At 71.5% G+C, this 22,878-nt stretch carries 17 protein-coding genes; 13 read left to right on the top strand and 4 right to left on the bottom strand.

Annotation, left to right across the window (positions count from 1 at the left end; genetic code table 11):
• From ACFWP3_RS31000 to ACFWP3_RS30980, 5 genes are all read left to right on the top strand, one after another.
• On the top strand, nucleotides 1–251 hold a 251-nt coding region (locus ACFWP3_RS31000), incomplete at its 5' end, for a hypothetical protein (RefSeq protein WP_384227586.1).
• Nucleotides 248–1,696: an NADH-ubiquinone oxidoreductase-F iron-sulfur binding region domain-containing protein gene (locus ACFWP3_RS30995; protein WP_384227584.1), complete on the top strand. Its 1,449-nt coding sequence runs from the start codon at nucleotides 248–250 to the stop codon at nucleotides 1,694–1,696. The genes ACFWP3_RS31000 and ACFWP3_RS30995, both read left to right, overlap by 4 nt.
• Nucleotides 1,697–1,854: 158 nt before the next feature.
• Entirely contained in the window at nucleotides 1,855–2,886 is a 1,032-nt protein-coding gene (locus tag ACFWP3_RS30990; protein ID WP_384227594.1) for an SCO0930 family lipoprotein, read from the top strand.
• 89 nt (nucleotides 2,887–2,975) lie between these two features.
• A complete protein-coding gene (locus ACFWP3_RS30985; protein ID WP_384227582.1) occupies nucleotides 2,976–3,428 on the top strand; it encodes a hypothetical protein in 453 nt (150 codons plus the stop codon).
• Between the two features lie 201 nt (nucleotides 3,429–3,629).
• The gene (locus tag ACFWP3_RS30980) at nucleotides 3,630–5,201 is read left to right on the top strand and encodes an alpha/beta hydrolase (RefSeq protein ID WP_384227591.1); all 1,572 of its coding nucleotides are present in this window, start codon (nucleotides 3,630–3,632) and stop codon (nucleotides 5,199–5,201) included.
• A gap of 25 nt (nucleotides 5,202–5,226) precedes the next feature.
• Here the strand turns inward: ACFWP3_RS30980 and ACFWP3_RS30975 are convergent, their stop codons facing one another.
• The 3 genes from ACFWP3_RS30975 to kdpB (ACFWP3_RS30965) all read right to left on the bottom strand — a co-directional run bounded on the left by ACFWP3_RS30975 (nucleotide 5,227) and on the right by kdpB (ACFWP3_RS30965) (nucleotide 9,204).
• A complete protein-coding gene (locus ACFWP3_RS30975) occupies nucleotides 5,227–5,679 on the bottom strand; it encodes an SRPBCC family protein (protein ID WP_384227579.1) in 453 nt (150 codons plus the stop codon).
• A 35-nt stretch (nucleotides 5,680–5,714) separates the two neighbouring features.
• Nucleotides 5,715–6,980 (bottom strand): MFS transporter, encoded by a 1,266-nt coding sequence (locus ACFWP3_RS30970; RefSeq protein ID WP_384227576.1) that lies wholly within the window; start codon nucleotides 6,978–6,980, stop codon nucleotides 5,715–5,717.
• Nucleotides 6,981–7,053: 73 nt separating this feature from the next.
• Nucleotides 7,054–9,204, bottom strand: a complete 2,151-nt coding sequence (gene kdpB, locus ACFWP3_RS30965; RefSeq protein WP_384227574.1) for a potassium-transporting ATPase subunit KdpB — start codon at nucleotides 9,202–9,204, stop codon at nucleotides 7,054–7,056.
• 577 nt (nucleotides 9,205–9,781) lie between these two features.
• Here kdpB (ACFWP3_RS30965) and kdpF point away from each other — a divergent pair.
• The 7 genes from kdpF to ACFWP3_RS30930 all read left to right on the top strand — a co-directional run bounded on the left by kdpF (nucleotide 9,782) and on the right by ACFWP3_RS30930 (nucleotide 18,865).
• Nucleotides 9,782–9,871 carry a K(+)-transporting ATPase subunit F gene (gene kdpF / locus ACFWP3_RS30960; RefSeq protein WP_037789535.1) on the top strand — a complete coding sequence of 30 codons (90 nt, stop codon included), beginning with the start codon at nucleotides 9,782–9,784 and terminating at the stop codon, nucleotides 9,869–9,871.
• An 8-nt stretch (nucleotides 9,872–9,879) separates the two neighbouring features.
• On the top strand, nucleotides 9,880–11,544 hold the full coding sequence (gene kdpA / locus ACFWP3_RS30955; RefSeq protein ID WP_384227570.1) for a potassium-transporting ATPase subunit KdpA: 1,665 nt from the start codon (nucleotides 9,880–9,882) through the stop codon (nucleotides 11,542–11,544).
• Complete coding sequence (gene kdpB, locus ACFWP3_RS30950; protein WP_384227568.1) at nucleotides 11,541–13,643, top strand: potassium-transporting ATPase subunit KdpB; 2,103 nt, start codon at nucleotides 11,541–11,543, stop codon at nucleotides 13,641–13,643. Before kdpA ends, kdpB (ACFWP3_RS30950) begins: the two co-directional genes overlap by 4 nt.
• 4 nt (nucleotides 13,644–13,647) lie before the next feature.
• Complete coding sequence (locus ACFWP3_RS30945; RefSeq protein WP_384227566.1) at nucleotides 13,648–14,364, top strand: potassium-transporting ATPase subunit C; 717 nt, start codon at nucleotides 13,648–13,650, stop codon at nucleotides 14,362–14,364.
• Nucleotides 14,365–14,499: 135 nt separating this feature from the next.
• Nucleotides 14,500–15,189 carry a response regulator gene (locus ACFWP3_RS30940; RefSeq protein ID WP_384227564.1) on the top strand — a complete coding sequence of 230 codons (690 nt, stop codon included), beginning with the start codon at nucleotides 14,500–14,502 and terminating at the stop codon, nucleotides 15,187–15,189.
• Nucleotides 15,190–15,239: 50 nt separating this feature from the next.
• Nucleotides 15,240–17,789, top strand: coding sequence for an ATP-binding protein (locus tag ACFWP3_RS30935; RefSeq protein ID WP_384227562.1), 2,550 nt, complete (start codon nucleotides 15,240–15,242; stop codon nucleotides 17,787–17,789).
• A gap of 515 nt (nucleotides 17,790–18,304) precedes the next feature.
• Nucleotides 18,305–18,865 carry a hypothetical protein gene (locus tag ACFWP3_RS30930; RefSeq protein WP_384227560.1) on the top strand — a complete coding sequence of 187 codons (561 nt, stop codon included), beginning with the start codon at nucleotides 18,305–18,307 and terminating at the stop codon, nucleotides 18,863–18,865.
• A gap of 24 nt (nucleotides 18,866–18,889) precedes the next feature.
• Here the strand turns inward: ACFWP3_RS30930 and ACFWP3_RS30925 are convergent, their stop codons facing one another.
• On the bottom strand, nucleotides 18,890–20,119 hold the full coding sequence (locus ACFWP3_RS30925) for a cytochrome P450 (protein ID WP_384227558.1): 1,230 nt from the start codon (nucleotides 20,117–20,119) through the stop codon (nucleotides 18,890–18,892).
• Between the two features lie 482 nt (nucleotides 20,120–20,601).
• Here ACFWP3_RS30925 and ACFWP3_RS30920 point away from each other — a divergent pair, with 482 nt between their 5' ends.
• The gene (locus tag ACFWP3_RS30920) at nucleotides 20,602–22,845 is read left to right on the top strand and encodes an MMPL family transporter (protein ID WP_384227556.1); all 2,244 of its coding nucleotides are present in this window, start codon (nucleotides 20,602–20,604) and stop codon (nucleotides 22,843–22,845) included.
• The last annotated feature ends 33 nt before the right edge of the window (nucleotides 22,846–22,878 follow it).

Genomic DNA, 22,878 nt, shown 5'->3' with positions numbered 1-22,878 from the left:
CCGGTCCGGGTGGCGGTCCGGGCGGCGGTCCGGGCGGCGGTCCGGGCGGCGGTCCGGGCGGCGGTCCGGGCGGCGGTTCGGGCGGCGGTCCGGGCGGCGGTTCGGGCGGCGGTTCGGGCGGCGCAACGCGTCCGCTCGTGTCCGGCGGGCGGCCGCCGCTGCCGCGCCCCGGCCCCCGGTCGTACGCCACGGCCGGCCGGCGGACGCGGATGTACGGCGAGCAGCCGGCCGCCGCGGAGCGGTGGCTGTGACCGGCGAGCCGCGCCCCGGCCTCGGCTGCGTGGGCGCCCCCAGGCTGCTGGCCGGCCTCGACCGGATCCCCCGGCTCGACCGCTCGGCCCATCTCACGGCGCACGGTGTTCTGCCCCGGTACCGCCCGGACGAACTCGTCGGCCTGGCCGACGACATCGACCTGCGGGGCCGCGGCGGAGCCGGCTTTCCGTTCGCCCGCAAACTGCGGGCCGTCACCCGCTCGGCCCGGGGGCGGGACGCTCCCACGGCCGTGGTCGTCAACGGCAGCGAGGGCGAGCCGAGTTGCCTCAAGGACACCGCGCTGCTGCTGCACGCCCCGCATCTGGTGCTCGACGGGGCCCTGCTGGCCGCGGCGGCCCTCGGCGCCGACGACGTGGTGGTGGCCGTCACCCGGGAGGACGTGGAGCAGTCGGTGCGCGACGCCGTGGCGGAACGCGGCCCGGCCGGGCGCCGGGTGCGCGTGGTGCGGCTTCCCGAACGCTTCGTCACCGGGGAGGGGACGGCACTGGTCAGCGGTCTGAACGGCGGGCCGGTGCTGCCGTCCGGCCAGAAGGTGCGGACCAGCGAGCGGGGGCTGGGCGGTGTGCCCACCCTGCTGTCGAACACCGAGACCTACGCGCAGCTCGGCGTCGCCGCCCGGCTGGGCGCGCAGGAGTACCGCTCGGCCGGCCTGCCGGCCGAGCCGGGCACGGTGCTGCTGACCGTGGCCGGTTCCACGGTGGTCGAGACGCCGACCGGCGCCTCGCTGGCGTACGTACTGGAGCTGTGCGGTACGGATCCCGGGCAGGGCGTCCTGGTCGGCGGCTACCACGGCAGATGGCTGGACCCGGTGTCCGCGCGCTCGGCCCTGGTGTCCCGGCAGTCCCTGGCGGCCTTCGGAGCGGTGCTGGGGGCGGGGGCGGTACTGCCGCTGCCCGAGGACACCTGTCCGGCCGGTGAGGTCGCACGGGTGACCCGGTGGATGGCGAAGGAGTCGGCGGGCCAGTGCGGGCCCTGCGTACGGGGGTTGCCGGCGCTGGCCGACGTACTGGACGACGTCCTGCGCGGCGGGGGCGGTGCGGCGATCGAGACGGTGGAGGCGCGCATGACGGCGGTCCGCGGCCGCGGTGCGTGCAGCCATCCCGACGGCACCTCGCACTTCGTCGCCTCAGCGCTGGCCGCCTTCCCCGACGAGTTCCACGACCACGCCTTCGGCAGCGGGTGCGGCCGGCGGGTGCTGGGCGCGCTGCCGCTGCCGCGCGACGAGAGTCCCGAACGGCTCGTCGTGGACTGGACGCTGTGCAAAGGGCACGGGCTGTGCGTGGACATCCTCCCCGATGTCGTACGGCTCGACGCGGACGGCTACCCGGCCAAGGCGTCCATGCCGGTGCCCGCGCGGCTGCGGCCGAAGGCGCTGCGCGCGGTACGGCGCTGCCCGGCGCTCGCGCTGCGCATCCAGGACTGAGCCGGTGCACGTACGCGGCCCGTCCCCCGGTTCATTTCTTGGCGCGATCCGACAAATTCCCTGTGAATTGCGTCGGCACCGCTCCCGGCCCCGTATCAATTACGGCAGGGACGAACGGAAATCACTGGACCGGACCTGAAGGAGAGATCGTGAAGAAAATGCGTCGTGAGATATTCGCCGGGTCGGCAGCGGTCGCGGTACTGCTGCTGACCGCCGGATGCGGATTCGCCGACAAACCTCCGGGCCAGGGGAATGCGGTACAGCCGGCGGGTGACAGCAAGAAGGTCGGATCCGTGTACGGGGCGGACGGCGGGGACGGCGCGTACGGGTCGGGCTCGGGGGCGGATCCCGCCTACGGGGACGGCGGCTCCGGCGCCCTTCCGGCGGGCGGCGCCGACAAGGGCGGTCCGGCCGGGGAGCTGAAGGTGGCCGAGGTCGCGGGCCTGGGCGGCGCGGTCACCGACAGCGCGGGCTTCACGCTGTACCGGTTCGACAAGGACACGCCCAAGCCCCCCAAGTCCGCCTGTGAGGGCGACTGTGCGACGGCGTGGCCCGCCGTCGCCGCCGATGACGTCACCGCAGGTGAGGGGATTGACGCGGGTCTGCTCGGGTCGGTCGCCCGGGCCGACGGCACCCGGCAGCTGACCCTGGCGGGCTGGCCCGTGTACCGGTACGCGAAGGACGCGAAGCCCGGGGACGCGCTCGGTGAGGGCGTCGGCGGAACCTGGCACGCGCTGGGCGCGGACGGGAAGCCGGCCGCCGCCGAGAAGGCGCCGGCCCCGGGCGCCGGGGCGGGCGCGGGGGCGGGGGCGGAGCCGGGCGCCGGGGCGGCCGAGCTGTCCGTCGCGCAGAATCCGATGCTCGGCGGCATCCTCGCGGACGCGGAGGGCCGCACGCTCTACCGCTTCGACAAGGACAGCGCCTGGCCGATGAAATTCGGCTGCCTCGACGCCTGCCTGGACACCTGGAAGCCCGCCAAGCCGGTGGACAAGTCGAAGGTGTCGGGAATCGCCGCCGAACTGGTCGGCTCCGTGAAGCGTCCCGACGGTTCGGAGCAATTGACGATCGACTGCTGGCCGGTCTATTCCTTCACCGGTGACAAGCAGCCCGGCGATATCACCGGGCACAACAAGCAGGGCCTCTGGTTCGCCATGACCGACAAGGGAAAGAAGGCGAAGGCGGCGCACTAGGAAAGGCCCTTCGGACCCGTGGTGCCCGGCCCCCTCCCACCCGGGCACCACGGCCGCCCCCGTCAGCCAGCGAGAAAGCGAGAGCCGCCATGGCGCCGCCGTCAACCACCCGTCCGCACCGCCGTGTTCCGCGTGCCGCCGCGCTGGCGGTGGCCGCCGTGTGCGCCGTGCCGGCGACCGGCGGCTGCGCCGGAAGTCCGGCCCCGCACCACGGGGCGCGGGCTCAGGAGAGCCGGCCGCCGTCCGCCTCGATCGAGGAGATCGCGGCGGCCGTCGGCTGCACCGCCCATGTGGACGTGCAGGCCGAGGAGTTGCGCGAGGGAGGCTGCCAGACCGGGGAGGGCGCCTTCCGCATGGTGACCTTCGCCGCCGACGAGGGGCAGCGGTCCTGGCTGACCGAGGCGCGCATGTACGGCGGCACCTACCTGGTGGGGAGCCGCTGGGTGGTGACCGCCCCGTCGGCGGACGCCCTGACCGCCCTGCGCGGCCGGATCGGCGGCGACCTCGAATCCGGCGCGGCGCACGGCGGCGGGCACCACTGACCCTCCGGCCGCGCGCACCGGCCGCACCAGGACCGAGGACCGCGCGCACCAGCGGCGTGTCGGCCAGTTGTCCGGATATCGGCTCATTCGCGAGACGCACATGCCCCGACCTTCGGGATGATTCGCCCCGCCGCCGTTTCCAACAAGGTGAGCGGGTAAGCGACTTCACCGCTTCACCGAAAGGAACGGCCATCCGTGCGCATGAAACGCCTCGCACCGCTGCTCGCCACCGCCGGACTCATCGCGTCCACCCTGCCCCTGCTGACCGCGACCCAGGTCTCCGCCGCTCCGGCGGCTGAGTACCTGAACCAGAAGCCCTCCTGGCACCGGTGCAGCCCGGACCAGCCGGCCGCGTACGAGTGCGCCACCCTCAAGGTGCCGCTCGACTACCGCCGCCCCCAGGGCTCCACCATCGACCTCGCGATATCCCGGGTGAAGAGCGAGAACCCCGCCAAGCGGCACGGCGTCATGCTCCTCAACCCCGGCGGCCCGGGCGGCACCGGGCGCGATCTGCCGCTCGCGATGGGCGAGATGATGTCCAAGGACGTACGGGACCGCTACGACCTCATCGGCTTCGATCCGCGCGGCGTCGGCGCCAGCAGCCCGATCAGCTGCGGGCTCGACGACACCGAGCAGAACTTCGACCGGCCGTACCGGCCCGAGACCTTCTCCTCCGACGTGACGTGGGCCCGTACGGTCGCCGACAAGTGCCGCGAGAACGCCGGCTCCGTGCTCCCGCACATCACGACCCGCAACACGGCGCGCGACATGGACACGATCCGTGCGGTGCTGGGCGAGCGCAAGCTGTCGTACCTGGGCTACTCGTACGGCACCTACCTCGGCGCGGTCTACTCGCAGATGTTCCCGGAGCGGACCGACCGCTTCGTACTGGACAGCGGCGTGGACCCGCAGCGGATCTGGCGCGGCATGATCCAGGTGTGGGCGACCGAGGCCGAGCCCGCCTACCAGCGGTGGACCGGCTGGGCGGCCGAGCGGTCGGCCGAGTACGGGCTCGGCGACACCCCGAAGGCCGTCTCCGACACCTTCTGGGGTCTGGTGGCGCGCGCCGACCGCGAGCCGATCGACTTCGAGGGGCAGAAGGTCGACGGGGACCTGATCCGGTCCGCTCGCGGGGTGTTCTTCTACCCGGCGCAGGCCACTCCGCTGATCGCGGCCCTCAAGGCCGCCGCCGAGGGCAAGCCGCTGCCGGCGGGCCCGGACACGGCCGGTCTGAAGCGGCTGCTCAGCGGTGAGCGGGCGGCGGCCGAGCCCGCGTCGGACAACGGCACCGCGGTCTTCTGGGCCGTGGTCTGCGGGGACACGGGCAGCTGGCCCCGCTACACCGAGCAGTACGAGCGGGACGCGGCGAAGGACAAGGTGAAGTACCCGCTGTACGGGGACTTCGCGTCCAACATCAAGCCGTGCGCGTTCTGGGACCGGCCGGCCGAGTCGGCCACGCCGATGAAGAAGCAGGCGAAGGTCCTGACGGTGCAGAACGAGTGGGACTCCCAGACCCCGCTGACCAGCGGCGAGGGCATGCACCGCGCGCTCAAGGGCTCGCGGATGATCACGGTCGCCGGCGGCGAGGGCCACGGCGTGTACCTCACCGACCCGACCTCCTGCGCCGACGCGCAGGTCAACTCGTACCTGACCACGGGCCGGCTGCCCGCCGAGAACGTGACCTGCCAGAGCGCGGCGCCCGCCGCCGGCAAGCAGGACTCCGTGGCGCCGTCGAAGCCGCTGCCGATCCCGGCCGGCCCGGGGCGGTTCTGACCGCGCCGTGACGGCCGGATGACCGCTACGGCGTGAGGGACGCCTCCGCGGCCGCCTTGATCCGGCGGCCGAACGCGGGGGCGTCCTTGCGTGCGGCGCTCACGGCGAGGCCGACGAGCAGCTTGCCGAGGCCGTGGCCCTCCAGGGTGTTGAAGATCCGGACCCGGGTGCGGCCGCCGGGGAGGGCCTCCAGGTCGTAGCCGCCCTCCGCGGTGACCAGGTTCCGGCTCTGCTCCGTCCAGCGGATCAGGTGCGGCGGCTCGAAGCCGACGATGCGGAACTCGCGGCCGGTCTTCATGCCGGCGTCCTTGACGGTGCTGCGGAAGACCGTGCCGAGCGCGGTGGGGCCGTCGGGGGTCTTGGTGATCTCCTGGACGCGCGGGCTGAAATCGGGGTCGTTGCGGCCGTCGGCGAGGTACGCGAAGACCTCCTCGACCGGCCGGTCGATCTCGACGCTCGCCTCGAACTGTCCGGACATGTCGGCTCCTCGCTCCGGGTCCCCGGTCGTCTTCCTCATGCTCCCAGACCCCCTCCCGGCCCGCACGGCACGGCCTGTTCCCGGGCTGCGGGGCGGGGGCGCAGCGGGGTCAGCAGTCCGGCGCCGAGGACCAGCAGGCAGAAGGCCCCCGCGGCCAGGCTGACGGCCGGGACCCCGTGGCGGGCGGCCAGCACTGTGAGCACGGCCGCGCCCACCGGGCCCGAGGCGTTGTGCACGGTCCAGAAGGCGGAGGTGACGCGGCCGAGCAGGTGGTCGGGGGTCACCTCCTGGCGCAGGGTCATGCTGCACACCCCGCCCAGGGTCAGCCCGAACATGAACACGGCCGCCAGCGCGGCGATCACGGGCACGCTGCGGCTGACGCCGGTCACCGCCACCGCGACGCCGATCATCGCGACCGAGGCCAGCCAGCAGGGGCCGAAGCCGAAGGTGCGGCGCAGCCGCCCGGCCGTGAGGGCCGCGGCCACGACGCCGGTCCCGCTCACGGCGATGACGTAGCCGACCGTGGCGGCGTCCCGGCCCAGATCGTGCTGGACGCGGAAGATCAGCAGGTCGGTGGCGCCCATGGTGACGAAGGTCAGCAGGGTGAGCAGCACGGTCAGGGGGCGTAGCAGCGCGTGCGTCCACAGGAAGCGGAAGCCGACGACGAACACCTCGCGGAACACCCCCGAGGACGGGCCGGCCCGCTCGCCGCCGACGGGTTTGCCGAAGGTCACCCAGGCCAGGCTGGCGGCGGAGACGAGGAAGGTCGCCCCGTCCACGGCCAGCGCCCGGTCGGCGCCCGCCGCGGCCGTGAGGAGCCCGGCCAGGACGGGCCCGAGGAGGGTGCCGACGGCGAAGGTCCCCATCAGTCGTCCGTTGGCGGCGGTGAGGTCCTCGGTGCGCACCAGCTGCGGCACGGCCGTCACGTAGGCCACGTCGAAGAGGGTCTTCAGTACGGTGGCCAGCGCGGTCAGGACGTACAGCAGCCAGACCCGGGGCCCGCCGGCCCACCACAGGACGGGTACGGCGCAGAAGAGCACGGCCCGCAGCAGATCGCAGAGGATCATGAGGCGTCGGCGGTCCGCCCGGTCCACCACGTACCCGGCGAACATGCCCGTGCCGATGCCGGTGACCCCGGAGATGACGGTGACCAGGCCCATCTGTACGAGGGACCCGGTCGCGTCGAGGACGAGCAGCGGCAGCGCGAGCAGCGAGACGGAACCGCCGAGCACGGACAGCGCCTGGCCGAGCCAGAAGATGTTGAAGTCCTTGTTCCGCCGCAGGGGCGCCGCCGCACGCACACCGGGACGGTAGGCGACGTGATCCCGGCCTGTCGCCCGGATTTCCGGCGCGTCCCGCCGGCAGCGCCGGGTGTCAGCCGAGGCCGGGGATGGCGGACACCAGCAGGTCGATGAGTTTGATGCCGATGAACGGCAGGATCAGGCCGCCGAGGCCGTAGACGGCGAGGTTGCGGCGGAGCAGGTCGTGCGCGGAGGCGGGCTTGTAGCGGACGCCGCGCAGGGCGAGCGGGATCAGCGCGACGATGATCAGGGCGTTGAAGATGATCGCCGAGGTGATCGCCGACGTCGGGCTGTGCAGGCCCATGATGTTCAGGGATTCGAGGCCCGGGTAGGCCGCGGTGAACATGGCGGGGATGATCGCGAAGTACTTCGCGACGTCGTTCGTGATGGAGAAGGTGGTCAGGGCGCCCCGGGTGATGAGGAGCTGCTTGCCGATCTCGACGATGTCGATGAGTTTGGTGGGGTTGGAGTCCAGGTCCACCATGTTCCCGGCCTCCTTGGCGGCCGAGGTGCCGGTGTTCATGGCGACACCGACGTCCGCCTGGGCGAGGGCGGGGGCGTCGTTCGTGCCGTCGCCGGTCATCGCGACGAGCCTGCCGCCCGCCTGCTCCCGCTTGATCAGTGCGAGCTTGTCCTCGGGGGTGGCCTCGGCGAGGTATTCGTCGACGCCCGCCTCGCCCGCGATGGCGCGCGCGGTCAGCTCGTTGTCACCGGTCACCATGACGGTACGGATCCCCATCCGGCGCAGCTCCGCGAACCGCTCCCGGATCCCCTCCTTGACCACGTCCTTGAGGTGGACGATCCCGAGGACCCGCGGCCCGTCCCAGTCGTGGACCGCGACCAGCAGCGGGGTGCCCCCGGACTCGGAGACGGCGGCCGACCAGTGCGTCGCCTCCGCCGGGACGGTCCCGCCGCGGGCCACCACCCAGTCGCATATCTGGGTCACCGCGCCCTTGCGGATGGCGCAGCCCGCGCCGTTGTCCCAGCTGAGGTTGATGCCGCTCATCCGGGTGCGGGCGCTGAACTCGGTGAAGCGCGGGTTGCCGAGGTCGGCTTCGGCGGCCGGCTGGAGCCCGTACCGCTCGGCCAGCGCCACGACGGACCGGCCTTCCGGCGTCTCGTCGGCGAGCGAGGACAGCTGGGCGGCGTCGGCGAGCTTGACGTGGTCGACGCCGGGGAGCGGGATGAAGGCGGTGGCCTCCCGGTTGCCGAGGGTGATGGTGCCGGTCTTGTCGAGGAGCAGGGTGTTCACATCGCCGGCCGCCTCGACGGCGCGGCCGCTCATGGCGAGGACGTTGCGCTGGACGAGGCGGTCCATGCCCGCGATGCCGATCGCGGAGAGCAGCGCGCCGATGGTGGTGGGGATGAGGGTGACGAGGAGCGCCACCAGCACGGTCGTGGACGGTGCGGCGTCCGCGTACGCGGCCATGGGCCCGATGCTGACGACGACCAGGACGAAGACGACGGTCAGGGCGGCCAGCAGGATGTTCAGGGCGATCTCGTTCGGGGTCTTCTGCCGGGACGCGCCTTCGACCAGGGCGATCATCCGGTCGATGAAGCTGTTGCCGGGCCTTGAGGTGACCCGTACGACGATCGAGTCGGACAGCACGGTGGTACCGCCGGTGACCCCGGAGCGGTCTCCGCCGGATTCCCGCAGGACCGGGGCGGACTCTCCGGTGACGGCCGATTCGTCGACCATCGCGGCGCCGTCGACCACGTCTCCGTCGGCCGGGACCAGCTCACCCGCCTCGACGAGCACGAAGTCGAAGGGCTGGAGCTCGGCCGGTGTGACCACCTCGGTGGCGGCGGCGCGCAGGTCCGTCCCGTACGTCCAGTGGTTCAGCCGCAGGGCCACCGTGTCCGCGCGGGCCTTGCGCAGCGACGCGGCCTGGGCGCGCCCGCGGCCTTCGGCGACCGCTTCGGCCAGGTTGGCGAACAGGACCGTCAGCCAGAGCCAGACGCTGATCACCCAGGTGAAGACGGAGGGGTGGATGAGGGCCGAGACCGTGGTCAGGACTGACCCGACGGCGACGACGAACAGCACCGGCTTCTTGACCAGCTCCCGCGGGTGGAGCTTGGCGAAGGCCTCCCGGACCGAGGCGGTGAGGAGCTCGGGCTCCAGTACGTTCACCTGGCCGGTGCGCTTCCGGGACGGACGGCCGGCCGGAACCCGCGGAGGGGTGCCCGGACCCGGGTGAACGTGCTGCGCGGCGGCGGGAGGCATGAAGCGACCTTCTGTCGGGTTCGGGGCGCGGCAGACCGGGCGGGTCGCGGCCGGGGTGCGGGTGAAGGGGTGTCGCCGCCGGGGACCGTCTCCCATGGACCCCCTCGGCCGTCATGTGAGTATCGGAGGTCCCCGGCAGCGCAACAGGCAGGAAACTACTGCCCGTTCCACGGGTATCGCCCGCGCGGACGACGGATTTGGCGCCGTCTTGACGGCCGCGCACACGACGCGTCAAGCCGCCGTCAGGAACCCGTCAACGGGGGTCGGCCCGCGCACCGGGGACACGGGTCGGCCGGGGGCCCCGGCCGACCCGTCCCACCAGGGCCGACGGTGGTTTCCCGGGGGCAGGCGTCAGGGCGGCGTTAAGAGTCCCCGTCACCCCGTATGGAGCCCGTCAAAGTGGCTTAACGCCGGGATGAAGACACGGTTATCTCGTCATCGGCCAGCCAACTGGCCGATTCGTTCTTTCCCCGTCCCTCTTCACTCAGGAGCTCGCGATGGCCGATCTGGCCTTCGTCGTCACCACGGTCGCGGTGTTCGCGCTGGTGGCTCTCATCGCCCGGGGGGTGACCAAGCTGTGAACGCCGAGAACATCGTCGGCCTCGTCGTGGCCGTCTCCCTGCTGGGTTACCTCGTCCTCGCCCTTGTGTACCCGGAGAGGTTCTGAGCACTGACATGAGCCCCGTAACCGCTGGTGTGCTCCAGCTCCTCGCACTGATCGCCGCCCTCGCGCTGGCCTACCGCCCCCTGGGCGACTACATGGCCCGCGTCTACTCCTCCGAAAAGCACTACAAGCCGGAGAAGTGGATCTACAAGGCCATCGGCGCCAACCCCACCGCGGAAATGCGCTGGCCCGCCTACCTGCGCGCCGTCCTGGCCTTCTCCGCCGTGAGCGTGCTGTTCCTCTACGCCCTCCAGCGCGCCCAGGGCATCCTGCCCGGCTCGCTCGGCTTCTCCGCGATCGACCCGGACCAGGCCTTCAACACCGCCGCCTCCTTCGTCGCGAACACCAACTGGCAGTCGTACTACGGCGAGCAGGCCATGGGCCACGTCGTGCAGACCGGCGGCCTGGCCGTGCAGAACTTCGTCTCCGCCGCGGTCGGCATGGCCGTCGCCGTGGCCCTGGTCCGCGGCTTCGCCCGCTCCCGCACCGGCGAGCTGGGCAACTTCTGGGCCGACCTGGTCCGCGGCACCGTCCGCATCCTGATCCCGGTCTCGGTGATCGGCGCGGTCATCCTCGTCGCCTGCGGCGCCATCCAGAACTTCTCCGCCATCCACGAGGTCGGCCAGTTCACCGGCGGAACCCAGCAGTGGAACGGCGGCGCGGTCGCCTCCCAGGAAGTCATCAAGGAACTGGGCACCAACGGCGGCGGCTACTTCAACGCCAACTCCGCGCACCCCTTCGAGAACCCCAACCCGTTCTCGAACCTCTTCGAGATCTTCCTGATCCTGCTCATCCCCTTCGCGATGACCCGCACCTTCGGCAAGATGGTCGGCTCCGTCAAGCAGGGCTACGCGATCCTCGCGACGATGGCCACCATCTGGCTCGGGTTCACCGCGCTGATGATGTGGACCGAGTTCGCCCACCACGGCCCCGCCTTCGACGTCTCCGGCGGCGCTATGGAAGGCAAGGAAACCCGCTTCGGCATCGCCGGATCCTCGATCTTCGCCGTGGCCACCACGCTGACGTCCACGGGCGCGGTCAACTCCTTCCACTCCTCCTACACCGGCTTCGGCGGCGGCATCGCGATGCTGGGCATGCAGCTCGGCGAGATCGCTCCCGGCGGTGTCGGGTCCGGCCTCTACGGCATGCTGATCATGGCGATCATCGCGGTGTTCATCGCGGGCCTCATGGTCGGCCGCACCCCCGAGTACCTCGGCAAGAAGATCGGCACCCGCGAGATCAAGTTCGCGGCCTGCTACATCCTCATCACCCCCGCCCTGGTGCTGTGCTTCACCGCCGCCGCGATGGCGCTCGACACCCCGGCGAACTCGATGACGAACACGGGTGCGCACGGCTTCTCCGAGATCCTCTACGCCTACACCTCCGGCGCGAACAACAACGGCTCCGCGTTCGCCGGCCTGAACGCCGACACGCAGTGGTTCAACAGCACCATCGGCATCGCCATGCTGCTGGGCCGCTTCCTGCCCATGGTGTTCGTCCTCGCGCTGGCCGGCTCGCTCGCCGAGCAGAAGCCCGTCCCCGCCACGACGGGAACGCTGCGCACCGACAAACCCCTCTACACCGGTCTGCTCGTCGGAACCATCCTGATCATCACCGGTCTGACCTACTTCCCGGCCCTGGCGCTGGGTCCGCTCGCCGAAGGGCTCGCGTCATGAGCACCATCACCCCCACCCGCGCACCACACGAAGACATCCCGACAGGTCACAAGCAGACCGGGCGGGTCGGCGGCGGTCTGTTCGATCCGAAGCAGCTGCTGAAGTCGTTCCCCGACGCCGTGCGCAAGCTCGACCCGCGCGTCATGATCAAGTCGCCGGTCATGTTCGTCGTCCTGATCGGCTCCATCGTCACCACCGTCCTGGCCATCAAGGACCCCACCGACTGGTTCGGCTGGGCCATCACCGCCTGGCTGTGGCTCACCACCATCTTCGCCAACCTCGCCGAAGCCGTCGCCGAAGGCCGCGGCAAGGCCCAGGCCGACACCCTGCGCAAGGCCAAGACCGACTCCGTCGCCCGCCGCCTCACCAAGGACGGCAAGAACGAGGAGCAGGTCCCCGGCACCGAGCTGAAGATCGGCGACCTCGTCGTCTGCGAGGCCGGCGACACCATCCCCGGCGACGGAGACGTCGTCGAAGGCGTCGCCTCCGTCGACGAATCCGCCATCACCGGCGAATCCGCACCCGTCATCCGCGAATCCGGCGGCGACCGCTCCGCCGTCACCGGCGGCACCAAGGTCCTCTCCGACCGCATCGTCATCAAAATCACGACGAAGCCCGGCGAAACCTTCATCGACCGCATGATCGCCCTCGTCGAAGGCGCCGCCCGCCAGAAGACCCCCAACGAGATCGCGCTGAACATTCTGCTCGCCTCGCTGACCATCGTCTTCCTCCTCGCGGTCGTCACCCTCCAGCCGTTCGCGATCTACGCCGACGCCAAACAGTCCATGATCGTGCTCACCGCACTCCTGGTCTGCCTCATCCCCACCACCATCGGCGCACTCCTGTCCGCGATCGGCATCGCCGGCATGGACCGCCTCGTCCAGCGCAACGTACTGGCCATGTCCGGCCGCGCCGTCGAAGCCGCCGGCGACGTCTCCACCCTGCTCCTGGACAAGACCGGCACCATCACCCTCGGCAACCGCCAGGCCTCCGAGTTCGTCCCCGTCAAGGGCACCACCGAAGCCGAACTCGCGGACGCCGCCCAGCTCTCCTCCCTCGCCGACGAAACCCCCGAGGGCCGCTCCATCGTCGTCCTGGCCAAGGAGAAGTACGGCCTGCGCGAACGCCACCAGGGCGAACTCACCCACGCCGAATGGATCGCCTTCACCGCCCAGACCCGCATGTCCGGCGTCGACGTCGACGGCAAGAAGACCCGCAAGGGCGCAGCCGGCTCCGTCATCGCCTGGGTCGCCGAACAAGGCGGCCAGGTCTCCCAGGACGCCGACACCCTCGCCAACAAGATCTCCGAAGCCGGCGGCACCCCGCTGCTGGTCGCCGTCCACGACGAGAAGGGCGCCCGCGTCCTGGGCGTCATCCACCTCAAGGACGTCGTCAAGGAAGGCATGCGCGAACGGTTCGACGAACTGCGCCGCATGGGCATCAAAACCGTCATGATCACCGGTGACAACCCGCTCACCGCCAAGGCCATCGCCGAAGAAGCGGGCGTGGACGACTTCCTCGCGGAAGCCACCCCCGAGGACAAGATGGCCCTCATCAAGCGCGAGCAGGCCGGCGGCAAACTCGTCGCCATGACCGGCGACGGCACCAACGACGCCCCCGCGCTGGCGCAGGCGGACGTCGGTGTGGCGATGAACACCGGAACCTCGGCCGCCAAGGAGGCCGGGAACATGGTGGACCTGGACTCCAACCCCACCAAACTCATCGAGATCGTCGAGATCGGCAAGCAGCTCCTCATCACCCGAGGCGCGCTCACGACCTTCTCCATCGCCAACGACGTAGCGAAGTACTTCGCGATCATCCCCGCCATGTTCGCGGTGGTCTACCCCGGCCTGGACAAGCTCAACATCATGGGCCTGTCCTCCCCCAACTCCGCGATCCTGTCCGCGGTCATCTTCAACGCACTGATCATCATCGCGCTCGTGCCGCTCGCCCTCAAGGGCGTCCAGTACCGGCCCACCAGCGCCGACAAGATGCTCCGCCGCAACCTCGGGATCTACGGACTCGGCGGCCTCATCGCCCCCTTCATCGGCATCAAGCTCATCGACATGCTCATCTCCCTCATCCCCGGAATCGGCTGACCTCATGAACAACTCTGTAGGCAACTCAGCACGGTTGCTCGGAGCAGGCCTCCGCGCCCTGCTGGTCCTGACGATCGTCTGCGGGGTCATCTACCCCCTGGCCGTGACCGGGATCGCCCAGGCCCTGTTCAACAACAAGGCCAACGGCTCCGAGATCAAGGACCACAACGGGCAGGTCGTCGGCTCCTCCCTCATCGGCCAGAGCTACCACCTCCCCAAGCAGAACCCCGACGACCCCGAAGAAGCCGCCAAGCCGGACCTGAAATGGTTCCAGCCGCGCCCCTCCAACGGCCTCGGCTCCAACAGCGTCAACACCCAGTACTCCCTCATCCTCTCCGGAGCCACCAACCGCTCCGCCGACAACGGCGCCATCAACGGCAAGTGCACCGACAAGGCCGAAGAGGGCACCCTCTGCGCCCAGGTCCTCGCCGCCAAGGACGCCGTCATCACCGACAACTCCACCACCGGCCACCAGATCAAGCCCGAGGACGTCCCGGCCGACGCCGTCACCTCCTCCGGCTCCGGCCTGGACCCCGACATCTCCCCCGCCTACGCCAAGCTCCAGATCCACCGCGTCGCCGAGCAGAACGACCTCGACGTCAAGCAGGTCGAAAAGCTCGTCGCGGACCACACCACCGGCCGGACCCTCGGCTTCATGGGAGAACCCCGCGTCAACGTCCTCGAACTCAACATCGCGCTCAAGGCCCTGACCAAGAGCTGACGCTGACGTTCCACGACGCACGGACGGGACGGGAAGCCGGCGGGGTGCGGAGCTCCCCCAGCCAGTGCTGGGAGGCGCCCCCAGCACCCCGCCGGCCCTTGCCGTGTCTGCTAACGAAGGAAAGGCTGCACACCCATGACCCGGGTGCTGGTGGTGGAGGACGACCCTCAACTCGTCCGCGCGCTCAAGATCAACCTCCAGGCGCGCAAGTTCGACGTCGAGGAAGCCTCCGACGGCAGCTCGGCCCTGCGGCTCGCCGCCGCGCACAAGCCCGACGTCATCGTGCTGGACCTCGGGCTGCCCGACATGGACGGCATCGACGTCATCAAGGGCGTCCGCGGCTGGAGCCGGGTACCGATCCTGGTCCTCTCGGCCCGTCACACCTCCGAGGACAAGATCCGCGCGCTGGACGCGGGAGCCGACGACTACGTGACGAAGCCGTTCAGCATGGACGAGCTGCTCGCCCGGCTCCGCGCGGCCACCCGCCGCCAGGAGGCCTCCCCGGCCTCCCGCACCGACCAGGCCGCCGTGATCACGACCGACGAGTTCACCGTCGACCTCGTGGCGAAGAAGGTGCGCCGGGGGGAGCGCGCGGTGCGGCTGACCCCGACCGAGTGGCACCTGCTGGAGATCCTCATCACCAACCCCGGACGCCTGATCACCCAGAGCCGGCTGCTCCTGGAAGTGTGGGGTCCCACCTACGGCGAGAACACCAACTACCTGCGCGTGTACATGGCGCAGCTCCGGCGCAAGCTCGAAGCCGACCCCTCCCACCCCCGGTACCTGATCACGGAACCGGGCATGGGCTACCGCTTCGAGCCCTGACCGCTTCGAACCCTGACAGCACACCCAACGGAAGAACGAGTACTCGCCACATGGGACGCGGAAAGCTCCGGATCTACCTCGGCGCGGCACCGGGCGTCGGCAAGACGTACGCGATGCTCTCCGAGGCGCACCGCAGGGTCGAACGGGGCACCGACTGCGTCGTCGCCTTCGTCGAGCACCACAACCGGCCGCGCACCGAGGTCATGCTGCACGGCCTCGAGCTCATCGAGCGGCGAGAGCTGGAGTACCGGGGCTCCACGTTCACCGAGATGGACGTGGACGCCGTGCTCGCGCGCCGCCCCGCCGTGGCCCTCGTGGACGAACTCGCCCACACCAACGTGCCCGGCTCGCGCAACACCAAGCGCTGGCAGGACGTCGAGGAACTCCTCCAGGCCGGCATCGACGTCGTCTCCACCGTCAACATCCAGCACCTCGAATCCCTCGGCGACGTCGTCGAGACCATCACCGGCGTCCGCCAGCGCGAGACCGTACCCGACGAAGTCGTCCGCCGCGCCGACCAGATCGAACTCGTCGACATGTCCCCGCAGGCCCTGCGCCGCCGCATGGCCCACGGCAACATCTACAAACCCGACAAGGTCGACGCCGCCCTCTCCAACTACTTCCGCCCCGGCAACCTCACCGCCCTGCGCGAACTCGCCCTCCTCTGGGTCGCCGACCGCGTCGACGAATACCTTCAGGAGTACCGCGGCGAGCACAACATCCGGTCCACCTGGCAGGCCCGGGAGCGCATCGTCGTCGGGCTCACGGGCGGTCCCGAGGGGCGCCAGCTGATCCGGCGTGCCGCCCGCCTCGCCGAGAAGGGCGCCGGCGGGGAGGTCCTCGCCGTCTACATCGCGGCCAGCGACGGGCTCAGCTCGGCCTCTCCGAAGGAACTCGCGGTCCAGCGCACCCTGGTCGAGGACGTCGGCGGCACCTTCCACCACGTCATAGGCGACAACGTGCCCAGCGCCCTGCTGGAGTTCGCCCGCGGGGTCAACGCCACCCAGATCGTGCTGGGCGTGAGCCGCCGGCGGTCCTGGCAGTACGTGTTCGGGCCGGGCGTGAGCGCCACCGTGGCCCGCGAGTCGGGGCCGGACCTCGACGTGCACATCGTCACCCACGACGAGGCCGCGAAGGGCCGCGGCCGTGGTCTGCCCGTGGCCCGCGGGGCCCGGCTGGGGCGCTCGCGCCTGATCTGGGGCTGGTTCACGGGCGTCGCCGGTCCCGTCCTGCTCGCGCTGCTGCTGAGCCGGGTGGTCCCCGACCTCGGCCTGGCCAACGACATGCTGCTCTTCCTCACCTTCACGGTGGCGGCGGCACTGCTCGGCGGGCTGCTGCCCGCGCTGGCCTCGGCGGCCTTCGGCTCCCTGCTCCTCAACTACTACTTCACCCCGCCGCTCCACCAGCTGACGATCTCCGACCCCAAGAACATCGTCGCCATCGCGATCTTCGTAGGCGTCGCGGTGTCGGTGGCGTCCGTGGTCGATCTGGCCGCCCGGCGGACGCATCAGGCGGCCCGGCTGCGCGCCGAGTCCGAGATCCTCTCCTTCCTCGCGGGCAGCGTCCTGCGCGGCGAGAACTCGCTCGACGCCCTGCTGGAGCGGCTCCGCGAGACGTTCGCCATGGACTCGGTGGTGCTGCTGGAGCGGCAGAGCGAGGTCGACTCCTGGTCCACGGCGGCCTGCGTCGGCCCGCACCCGGTGGCCCGCCCCGAGGACGCCGACGTCGACCTGCCCATAGGCGAGAACATGGCGCTGGCCCTGACCGGCCGGGTGCTGCCCGCCGAGGACCGCCGCGTCCTCGGCGCCTTCGCCGCCCAGGCGGCCGTCGTACTGGACCGCCAGCGCCTGGTCGACGAGGCCGGCAAGGTCCGCGAGCTCGCCGAGGGCAACCGCATCCGCACGGCGCTGCTCGCCGCCGTCAGCCACGACCTGCGCACCCCGCTCGCCGGCATCAAGGCCTCCGTCAGCTCCCTGCGCTCCGACGACGTGGAATGGTCGGAGGAGGACCGGGCCGAGCTGCTCGAGGGCATCGAGGACGGCGCCGACCGCCTCGCCGCGCTGATCGGCAACCTGCTGGACATGTCCCGCCTCAACACCGGCACGGTCGTCCCCCTGATCCGCCGGACCGACCTCGACGAGGTGGTCCCGATGGCCCTGGGAGGCGTACCGGAGGACAGCGTCGAACTCGACATCCCCGAGACCCTTCCGATGGTCGCCGTGGACCGCGGGCTGCTGGAGCGGGCCGTCGCCAACATCGTGGAGAACGCCGTCAAGTACAGCCCCGACGGCCGGCCCGTGCACGTCTCCGCCAGCGCCCTGGCCAGCAGGGTCGAGCTGCGGGTCGTCGACTGCGGGCCCGGGGTGCCGGACGAGGCGAAGGACCGGATCTTCGAGCCCTTCCAGCGCCACGGCGACGCTCCGCGCGGAGCGGGGGTGGGCCTCGGCCTCGCCGTCGCCCGCGGGTTCACCGAGGCCATCGGCGGCACCCTCGCGGCGGAGGACACTCCGGGCGGCGGCCTCACCATGGTCATCACGCTCCCCATAGCGGGGGACGGCCCCCTGGTCGCACCGGAGCTCCCGACGTCCGCGGTCACCTGACGTCCACGGAGTCCACGGAGTCGCCGGGATGCGTCCGAAGGCACCCGGCGAGAACCGAACAAGGACGAAGGCCCAACAAGGCCCGGGCATGCATGAGCCGCCTGGCTCCGATATCCCCACACGGGGAGCCAGGCGGCTCATGCGCTGTGCGATGGCTGACCGGCACGCGGTCGCATCGGCCCGTACCCCCACGGCCGGACCTCGCGTCTCTGCGGCGGTGTTCAGGTCACCGACCTCCAGCCGCGTGCCGCCGGGCCGTCACCCGGCTCCGTCGCTCCACCAGTCTGACCCCGGCCGGCGGCCGTGGCCACGCTCCTTGACGGGTTCCTTCCGCCGGGCAGTCGATCTTTGACGCCGCCCTGACGAAGGGCCCGGCCGACGGGCCGGCCCGGGCTCACGCGTCGAAGCGGTACCCCATGCCGGGGGCCGTGCTCCGTCACGATGTCGTAGCCGCCGCGTCAGCGGTGCGTCAGGGCGCGGCTTCCCGGCCCGAACCCGTCCTACCGTCAATGCCCATGGGACGACGAATCGCGCAGTCCGCGAGCGGCGCGCACGGCGCCGGCGCGGAACCTCCTGGACCCTTCGCTTCCGACCTCCACTGGGCCGGTGAGCGCCGTTCAGCGGTCGGTGTCGCGGCGCTGCTGTACGCGGCCCTGCTCGCCCTGGACGCGGGCGTGGGCGAACTCGACGGCGCCCGCGGCGCCCTGTGGACCCTGCTCGCCGTCGTCGTGTTCATGATCCTGCTGCCGCCCCGGGTCACCGTGGGCCCCGGCCTGCTGAGCGCCCGCGGGCTGCTGGTGGACCACCGTGTCCGCACCGACTCCCTCGTCTCGGTCAGGTGGTCCGACGGGGTGGCCCAGCGCATGCTCCTGCGCGACACGGAGGGGAACCAGGCCGAGATCGACCCGACCGTCCTGGTCCGCAATCCCGCGATGTGGAGCCGTCTGGAGACGGACGCCCGTACGTCGATCCGGCGCGGGACCCTGATGTGCGGTGCGACCGCCCTGCGCCGGCTCGGCGAGCGCATCGACCGCGAGACGGCCCGTACGGTCTTCAAGGTCTCCGGACTGGAGTGACCGGACCGCGGGCGCGCGCCGGCCTCAGAACCGGACCGGCAGCCCGACCGGGTAGGTGCCCTCGCCCGCGAATCCGACCCGCTCGACCGCGTCCCGCCGCACGGCGAGCGCGAGGCCGTCGCGGCGCAGCAGCAGTTCGTCGAGGACCACCTCGATCTGCAGGTTGGCCAGCGCGGCTCCGATGCAGCGGTGCGCGCCGTGCCCGTACGCGATGTGCCCGGCCCCGCGCACCGGCTCCCGGGTGAGGTCCAGGGCTGCGGCTCCGTCGAAGGTGCCCGGGTCGCGGTTGGCGGCGAGCAGACCGCTCGTCACGCCCTCACCGCGGCGGACCAGGACGCCGCCGAGTTCCACGTCCTCGGTGGCGTAGAGGGTGGCGCCGATCCGGACGGTGGACACGTACCGCAGCAGCTCCTGCACGGCGCGCGGCAGCAGTTCCGGCTCCGCGCGCAGCCGGGCCACCTCGCGCGGGTGGTCGAGGAGGGTGAGCACCGCGTCGGTGAGGAAGAGGGACGGCGGCGCCATACCGGTGTTGATCAGCAGGAAGACCAGCGCGATCATCTCCTGCCGGGTCAGGCGCTGGTCCTCGTCCGCCTCGGCGCTGGAGCGCAGCAGGTCGGAGGCCAGGTCCTCGGCGGGCGCCACGGCGCGGCGGTCGAGGAGGGCGTCGATGTAGGCGGCGAGCTGGTCGATCCCGGCCACGAAGCGGTCCGGCTCGCCCGACTCGTAGGCGCGGATCCAGCCGCCCACCTTCGTCCGGTCGGCCTCCTCCACTCCGATGATCTCGCAGATGACGTTGGTCGTCATCGGGTAGGCGAAGGCGTGCAGGAGGTCGAACTCCTCCCTCTTCGCGGCGAGTTCGCCGGCCAGCTCCTCGGCGATGCGCTCGATCCGCGGCCGCAGCGCGGCGATCCGGCGCGGTGCGAAAGCGCGCATCACGTGGTTGCGCAGCCGGCTGTGCTCGGGCCCGTCGACCATCACGAGGATCTCCAGGTACTGCCGGTACTCCTGCGGCAGGCCCGCCTCGTCGAGCAACTCCGCGCCCACGCCGCCGCCTTCGGCTCCCGGAACCTTCGTCAGGTCGCGGACGAACCGGCTGTCCCCGAGGGCCGCCTTGACCACCTCGTACTGCGTGGCCAGCCACACGGGCGTGGTCATCTGCGGCAGCGTCACCCGTGTCAGCGGCGCGTGGCCGTGTGCAGCGGTGTCGACGTCGGCGTGGGTTAACACGAGCGGGGCGGCGGTGGGTTCGGTCATGGCTGCGACTCCGGTGCGTGGGTGGTGAGGTGAAGGTGCCCGGGCATGTCCGGCGGGAGGGCTTCGGGCGGATCAGCCGACCCCGGGAGCCCGTGGCGCCACTATGACACACGCACGGCGCCAAGGCGAGCCATTGCGGCGCACGCGAGGTGGCACCCAGCGGCCCCACTCCGCCCGCACCCCTCATCACCTGCGGAGATACGGATCAGGCGGGCAGCGGGGATCGGTTGGCATCACCCGTCCCCACCGAAAGAGAGCCCCGAAAGCAAGGGAACGAGCAGGTAGGCGGCACCCTTGGCAACCCCCCGACGCCATCGAGTGACGCCGCGGGGTTGCGATGGTGCCATCTTGGTGCCACTGTAGGCGTCACACGGTCCCCGGCGCTGGCGCCTGCCGGACCCGTCAACTGCTTCGCGACCGCTTGCGCCGACTGCCGCGCGGTCCGCCCCTTCTCCGCCGATCCGACAGGAGCCTGTTTCGCCGTGGCTACTTTCCTCTACAAGCTGGGCCGCCTCGCCTTCCGACGGCGCGGCCTGATGGCACTCCTGTGGGTGCTGGTCCTCGGCGGGGTGATCACCGCCGCCTCCTCCGCGCCGCCGCCACCGGCCGACACCTTCTCGATGCCGGGCACCGAGTCGCAGAAGGCCTTCGACCTGCTGAAGGAGAAGTTCCCGGCCGCCGGCGCCGACGGTGCGAGCGCCCGCGTGGTCATCCGCGCCCCCCAGGGCCAGGACATCGCCGGCCCCGAGCGGAAGGCGGCGGTCTCCGGGCTCGTCTCCGACCTGACCGCGGCCCCGGAGGTGGCCTCCGTCACCGATCCGTACGCGGCCGGCGCCCTCAGCAAGGACTCCACCACCGCGTACGCGGTCGTGACGTACAAGGTCGCGGCGACCGAGCTGACCGACAAGGAACACGACGCCCTCGACCAGGCGTTGGACAAGGCCCGCGGCTCCGGCCTGACCGTCGAGGCGGGCGGGGACGCCGTCCGGATCGAAGCCGCGATGGGCGGCGCCGAGGGCATCGGCATCCTCGTCTCGGCGATCGTCCTGCTCATCACCTTCGGATCGCTGGTCGCCGCCGGCATGCCCCTGCTGACCGCGCTCATCGGCGTCGGCGTCGGCATCAGCGCCATCACCGCGCTCGGCAGCACCCTCGGACTGTCCGCGACCACGTCCACGCTGGCCATGATGATCGGCCTCGCGGTCGGCATCGACTACGCCCTGTTCATCATCTCCCGCTACCGCTCGGAGATCGCCGAGGGCCGCGAGCGGCGGGAGGCGGCCGGACGCGCCGTCGGCACCGCGGGATCGGCCGTCGTCTTCGCCGGACTGACGGTCATCATCGCGCTGGCCGGCCTCGCCGTGGTGAACATCCCGATGCTCACCAAGATGGGCGTGGCCGCCGCGGGCACCGTCGCCGTCGCCGTCCTCATCGCCGTCACGCTCGTCCCCGCCCTGCTCGGCTTCGCACCGGTCAAGGTGCTGCGCCGCATCGACCGCAAGGCGGTCAACGGCAAGCCGCTCTCCGCCCGGCAGCAGCGCAAGGCCGCCAAGGCGGCCGCACGCCAGAAGCCCAACCTGGGCACCCGCTGGGCCCGTTACGTGCTGCGCCACCCGGTGGCCGTGCTGCTGGTCGGCGTGGTCGGACTGGGCGCGGTCGCGCTGCCCGCCGCCTCCCTGGAGCTCGGGCTGCCCGGCGAGGGCACGATGGCGCCGGAGACCACCCAGCGCAAGGCCTACGACATGCTCTCGGAGTCCTTCGGCCCCGGCTTCAACGGACCGCTGACGATCACGGTGAGCGCCCCGGACGCCTCGGCCGCCGCCGGCGGAGTCGGCCGGGCCCTGGCCGGTCTGGACGGGGTCGCCACCGTGTCACCGGCCGCGCCCAACGCGGCCAACGACACCGCGATCCTGAACCTCGTACCGGCCACCGGCCCCACCGACCACGCCACCGAGGAACTGGTCCGCTCCATCCGGGCCGGCATGGGCGGCATCGAGGGCTCCACTGGCGCCGACGAGGTGCTGGTGACCGGTCAGACCGCCATGTTCATCGACTTCTCGAAGACCCTCGACGACGCCCTGGTGCCGTACCTGGCACTCGTGGTCGGCCTCGCCTTCCTCCTCCTGATGCTCGTCTTCCGATCGGTCCTCGTCCCGCTCAAGGCGGCCCTCGGCTTCCTGCTGTCGGTGGGCGCGGCGCTCGGGGCCGTGGTGGCGGTGTTCCAGTGGGGCTGGCTCGCCGACGTGTTCGGCGTCAAGGAGGCCGGTCCGGTGATGAGCACGATGCCTATCTTCATGATCGGCGTGGTGTTCGGCCTCGCGATGGACTACGAGGTGTTCCTGGTCAGCCGGATGCGCGAGGCCTACGCCCACGGGGCGCGGCCCGGCGAGGCGGTCGTCACCGGCTTCCGCTACGGCGGGCGCGTGGTCAGCGCGGCCGCGATCATCATGATCAGCGTGTTCTCCGGCTTCATCACGGAGCAGAACGACATGATCAAGATGATCGGCTTCGCCCTGGCGACGGCCGTCCTCTTCGACGCGTTCGTCGTCCGCATGGCCATCGTCCCGGCCCTGTTCGCCCTGCTCGGCAGGTCGGCCTGGTGGCTGCCCGGGTGGCTGGACCGGCTGCTGCCGAACGTGGACGTGGAGGGCGCGAAGCTCGGGGACGGCGGGGCCCCGGGGCGCGCCCGGGAGCGGGACCTGCACCTCGCGGACTCCTCCCGCTGAGGATCCGCGTGAACGGGGCGGGCCGGTCCCGGC

The sequence above is a fragment of the Streptomyces sp. NPDC058525 genome, assembly GCF_042719495.1.
In the GTDB taxonomy this organism is placed as follows: Bacteria; Actinomycetota; Actinomycetes; order Streptomycetales; family Streptomycetaceae; genus Streptomyces.
The sequence above is the reverse complement of the archived record's forward strand: the minus strand, read 5'-3'. Positions and strand labels throughout refer to the sequence as shown.

Excerpts from the sequence above, each read along its gene's own strand:
- kdpA (WP_384227570.1), top strand. The coding sequence starts at position 9,880 with ATGAGCCCCGTAACCGCTGGTGTGCTCCAGCTCCTCGCACTGATCGCC.
- ACFWP3_RS30975 (WP_384227579.1), bottom strand. The coding sequence starts at position 5,679 with ATGTCCGGACAGTTCGAGGCGAGCGTCGAGATCGACCGGCCGGTCGAG.
- ACFWP3_RS30985 (WP_384227582.1), top strand. The coding sequence starts at position 2,976 with ATGGCGCCGCCGTCAACCACCCGTCCGCACCGCCGTGTTCCGCGTGCC.
- ACFWP3_RS30940 (WP_384227564.1), top strand. The coding sequence starts at position 14,500 with ATGACCCGGGTGCTGGTGGTGGAGGACGACCCTCAACTCGTCCGCGCG.
- kdpB (WP_384227574.1), bottom strand. The coding sequence starts at position 9,204 with ATGCCTCCCGCCGCCGCGCAGCACGTTCACCCGGGTCCGGGCACCCCT.
- kdpB (WP_384227568.1), top strand. The coding sequence starts at position 11,541 with ATGAGCACCATCACCCCCACCCGCGCACCACACGAAGACATCCCGACA.
- ACFWP3_RS30925 (WP_384227558.1), bottom strand. The coding sequence starts at position 20,119 with ATGACCGAACCCACCGCCGCCCCGCTCGTGTTAACCCACGCCGACGTC.
- ACFWP3_RS30990 (WP_384227594.1), top strand. The coding sequence starts at position 1,855 with ATGCGTCGTGAGATATTCGCCGGGTCGGCAGCGGTCGCGGTACTGCTG.
- ACFWP3_RS30930 (WP_384227560.1), top strand. The coding sequence starts at position 18,305 with ATGGGACGACGAATCGCGCAGTCCGCGAGCGGCGCGCACGGCGCCGGC.
- ACFWP3_RS30935 (WP_384227562.1), top strand. The coding sequence starts at position 15,240 with ATGGGACGCGGAAAGCTCCGGATCTACCTCGGCGCGGCACCGGGCGTC.
- ACFWP3_RS30945 (WP_384227566.1), top strand. The coding sequence starts at position 13,648 with ATGAACAACTCTGTAGGCAACTCAGCACGGTTGCTCGGAGCAGGCCTC.
- ACFWP3_RS30980 (WP_384227591.1), top strand. The coding sequence starts at position 3,630 with ATGAAACGCCTCGCACCGCTGCTCGCCACCGCCGGACTCATCGCGTCC.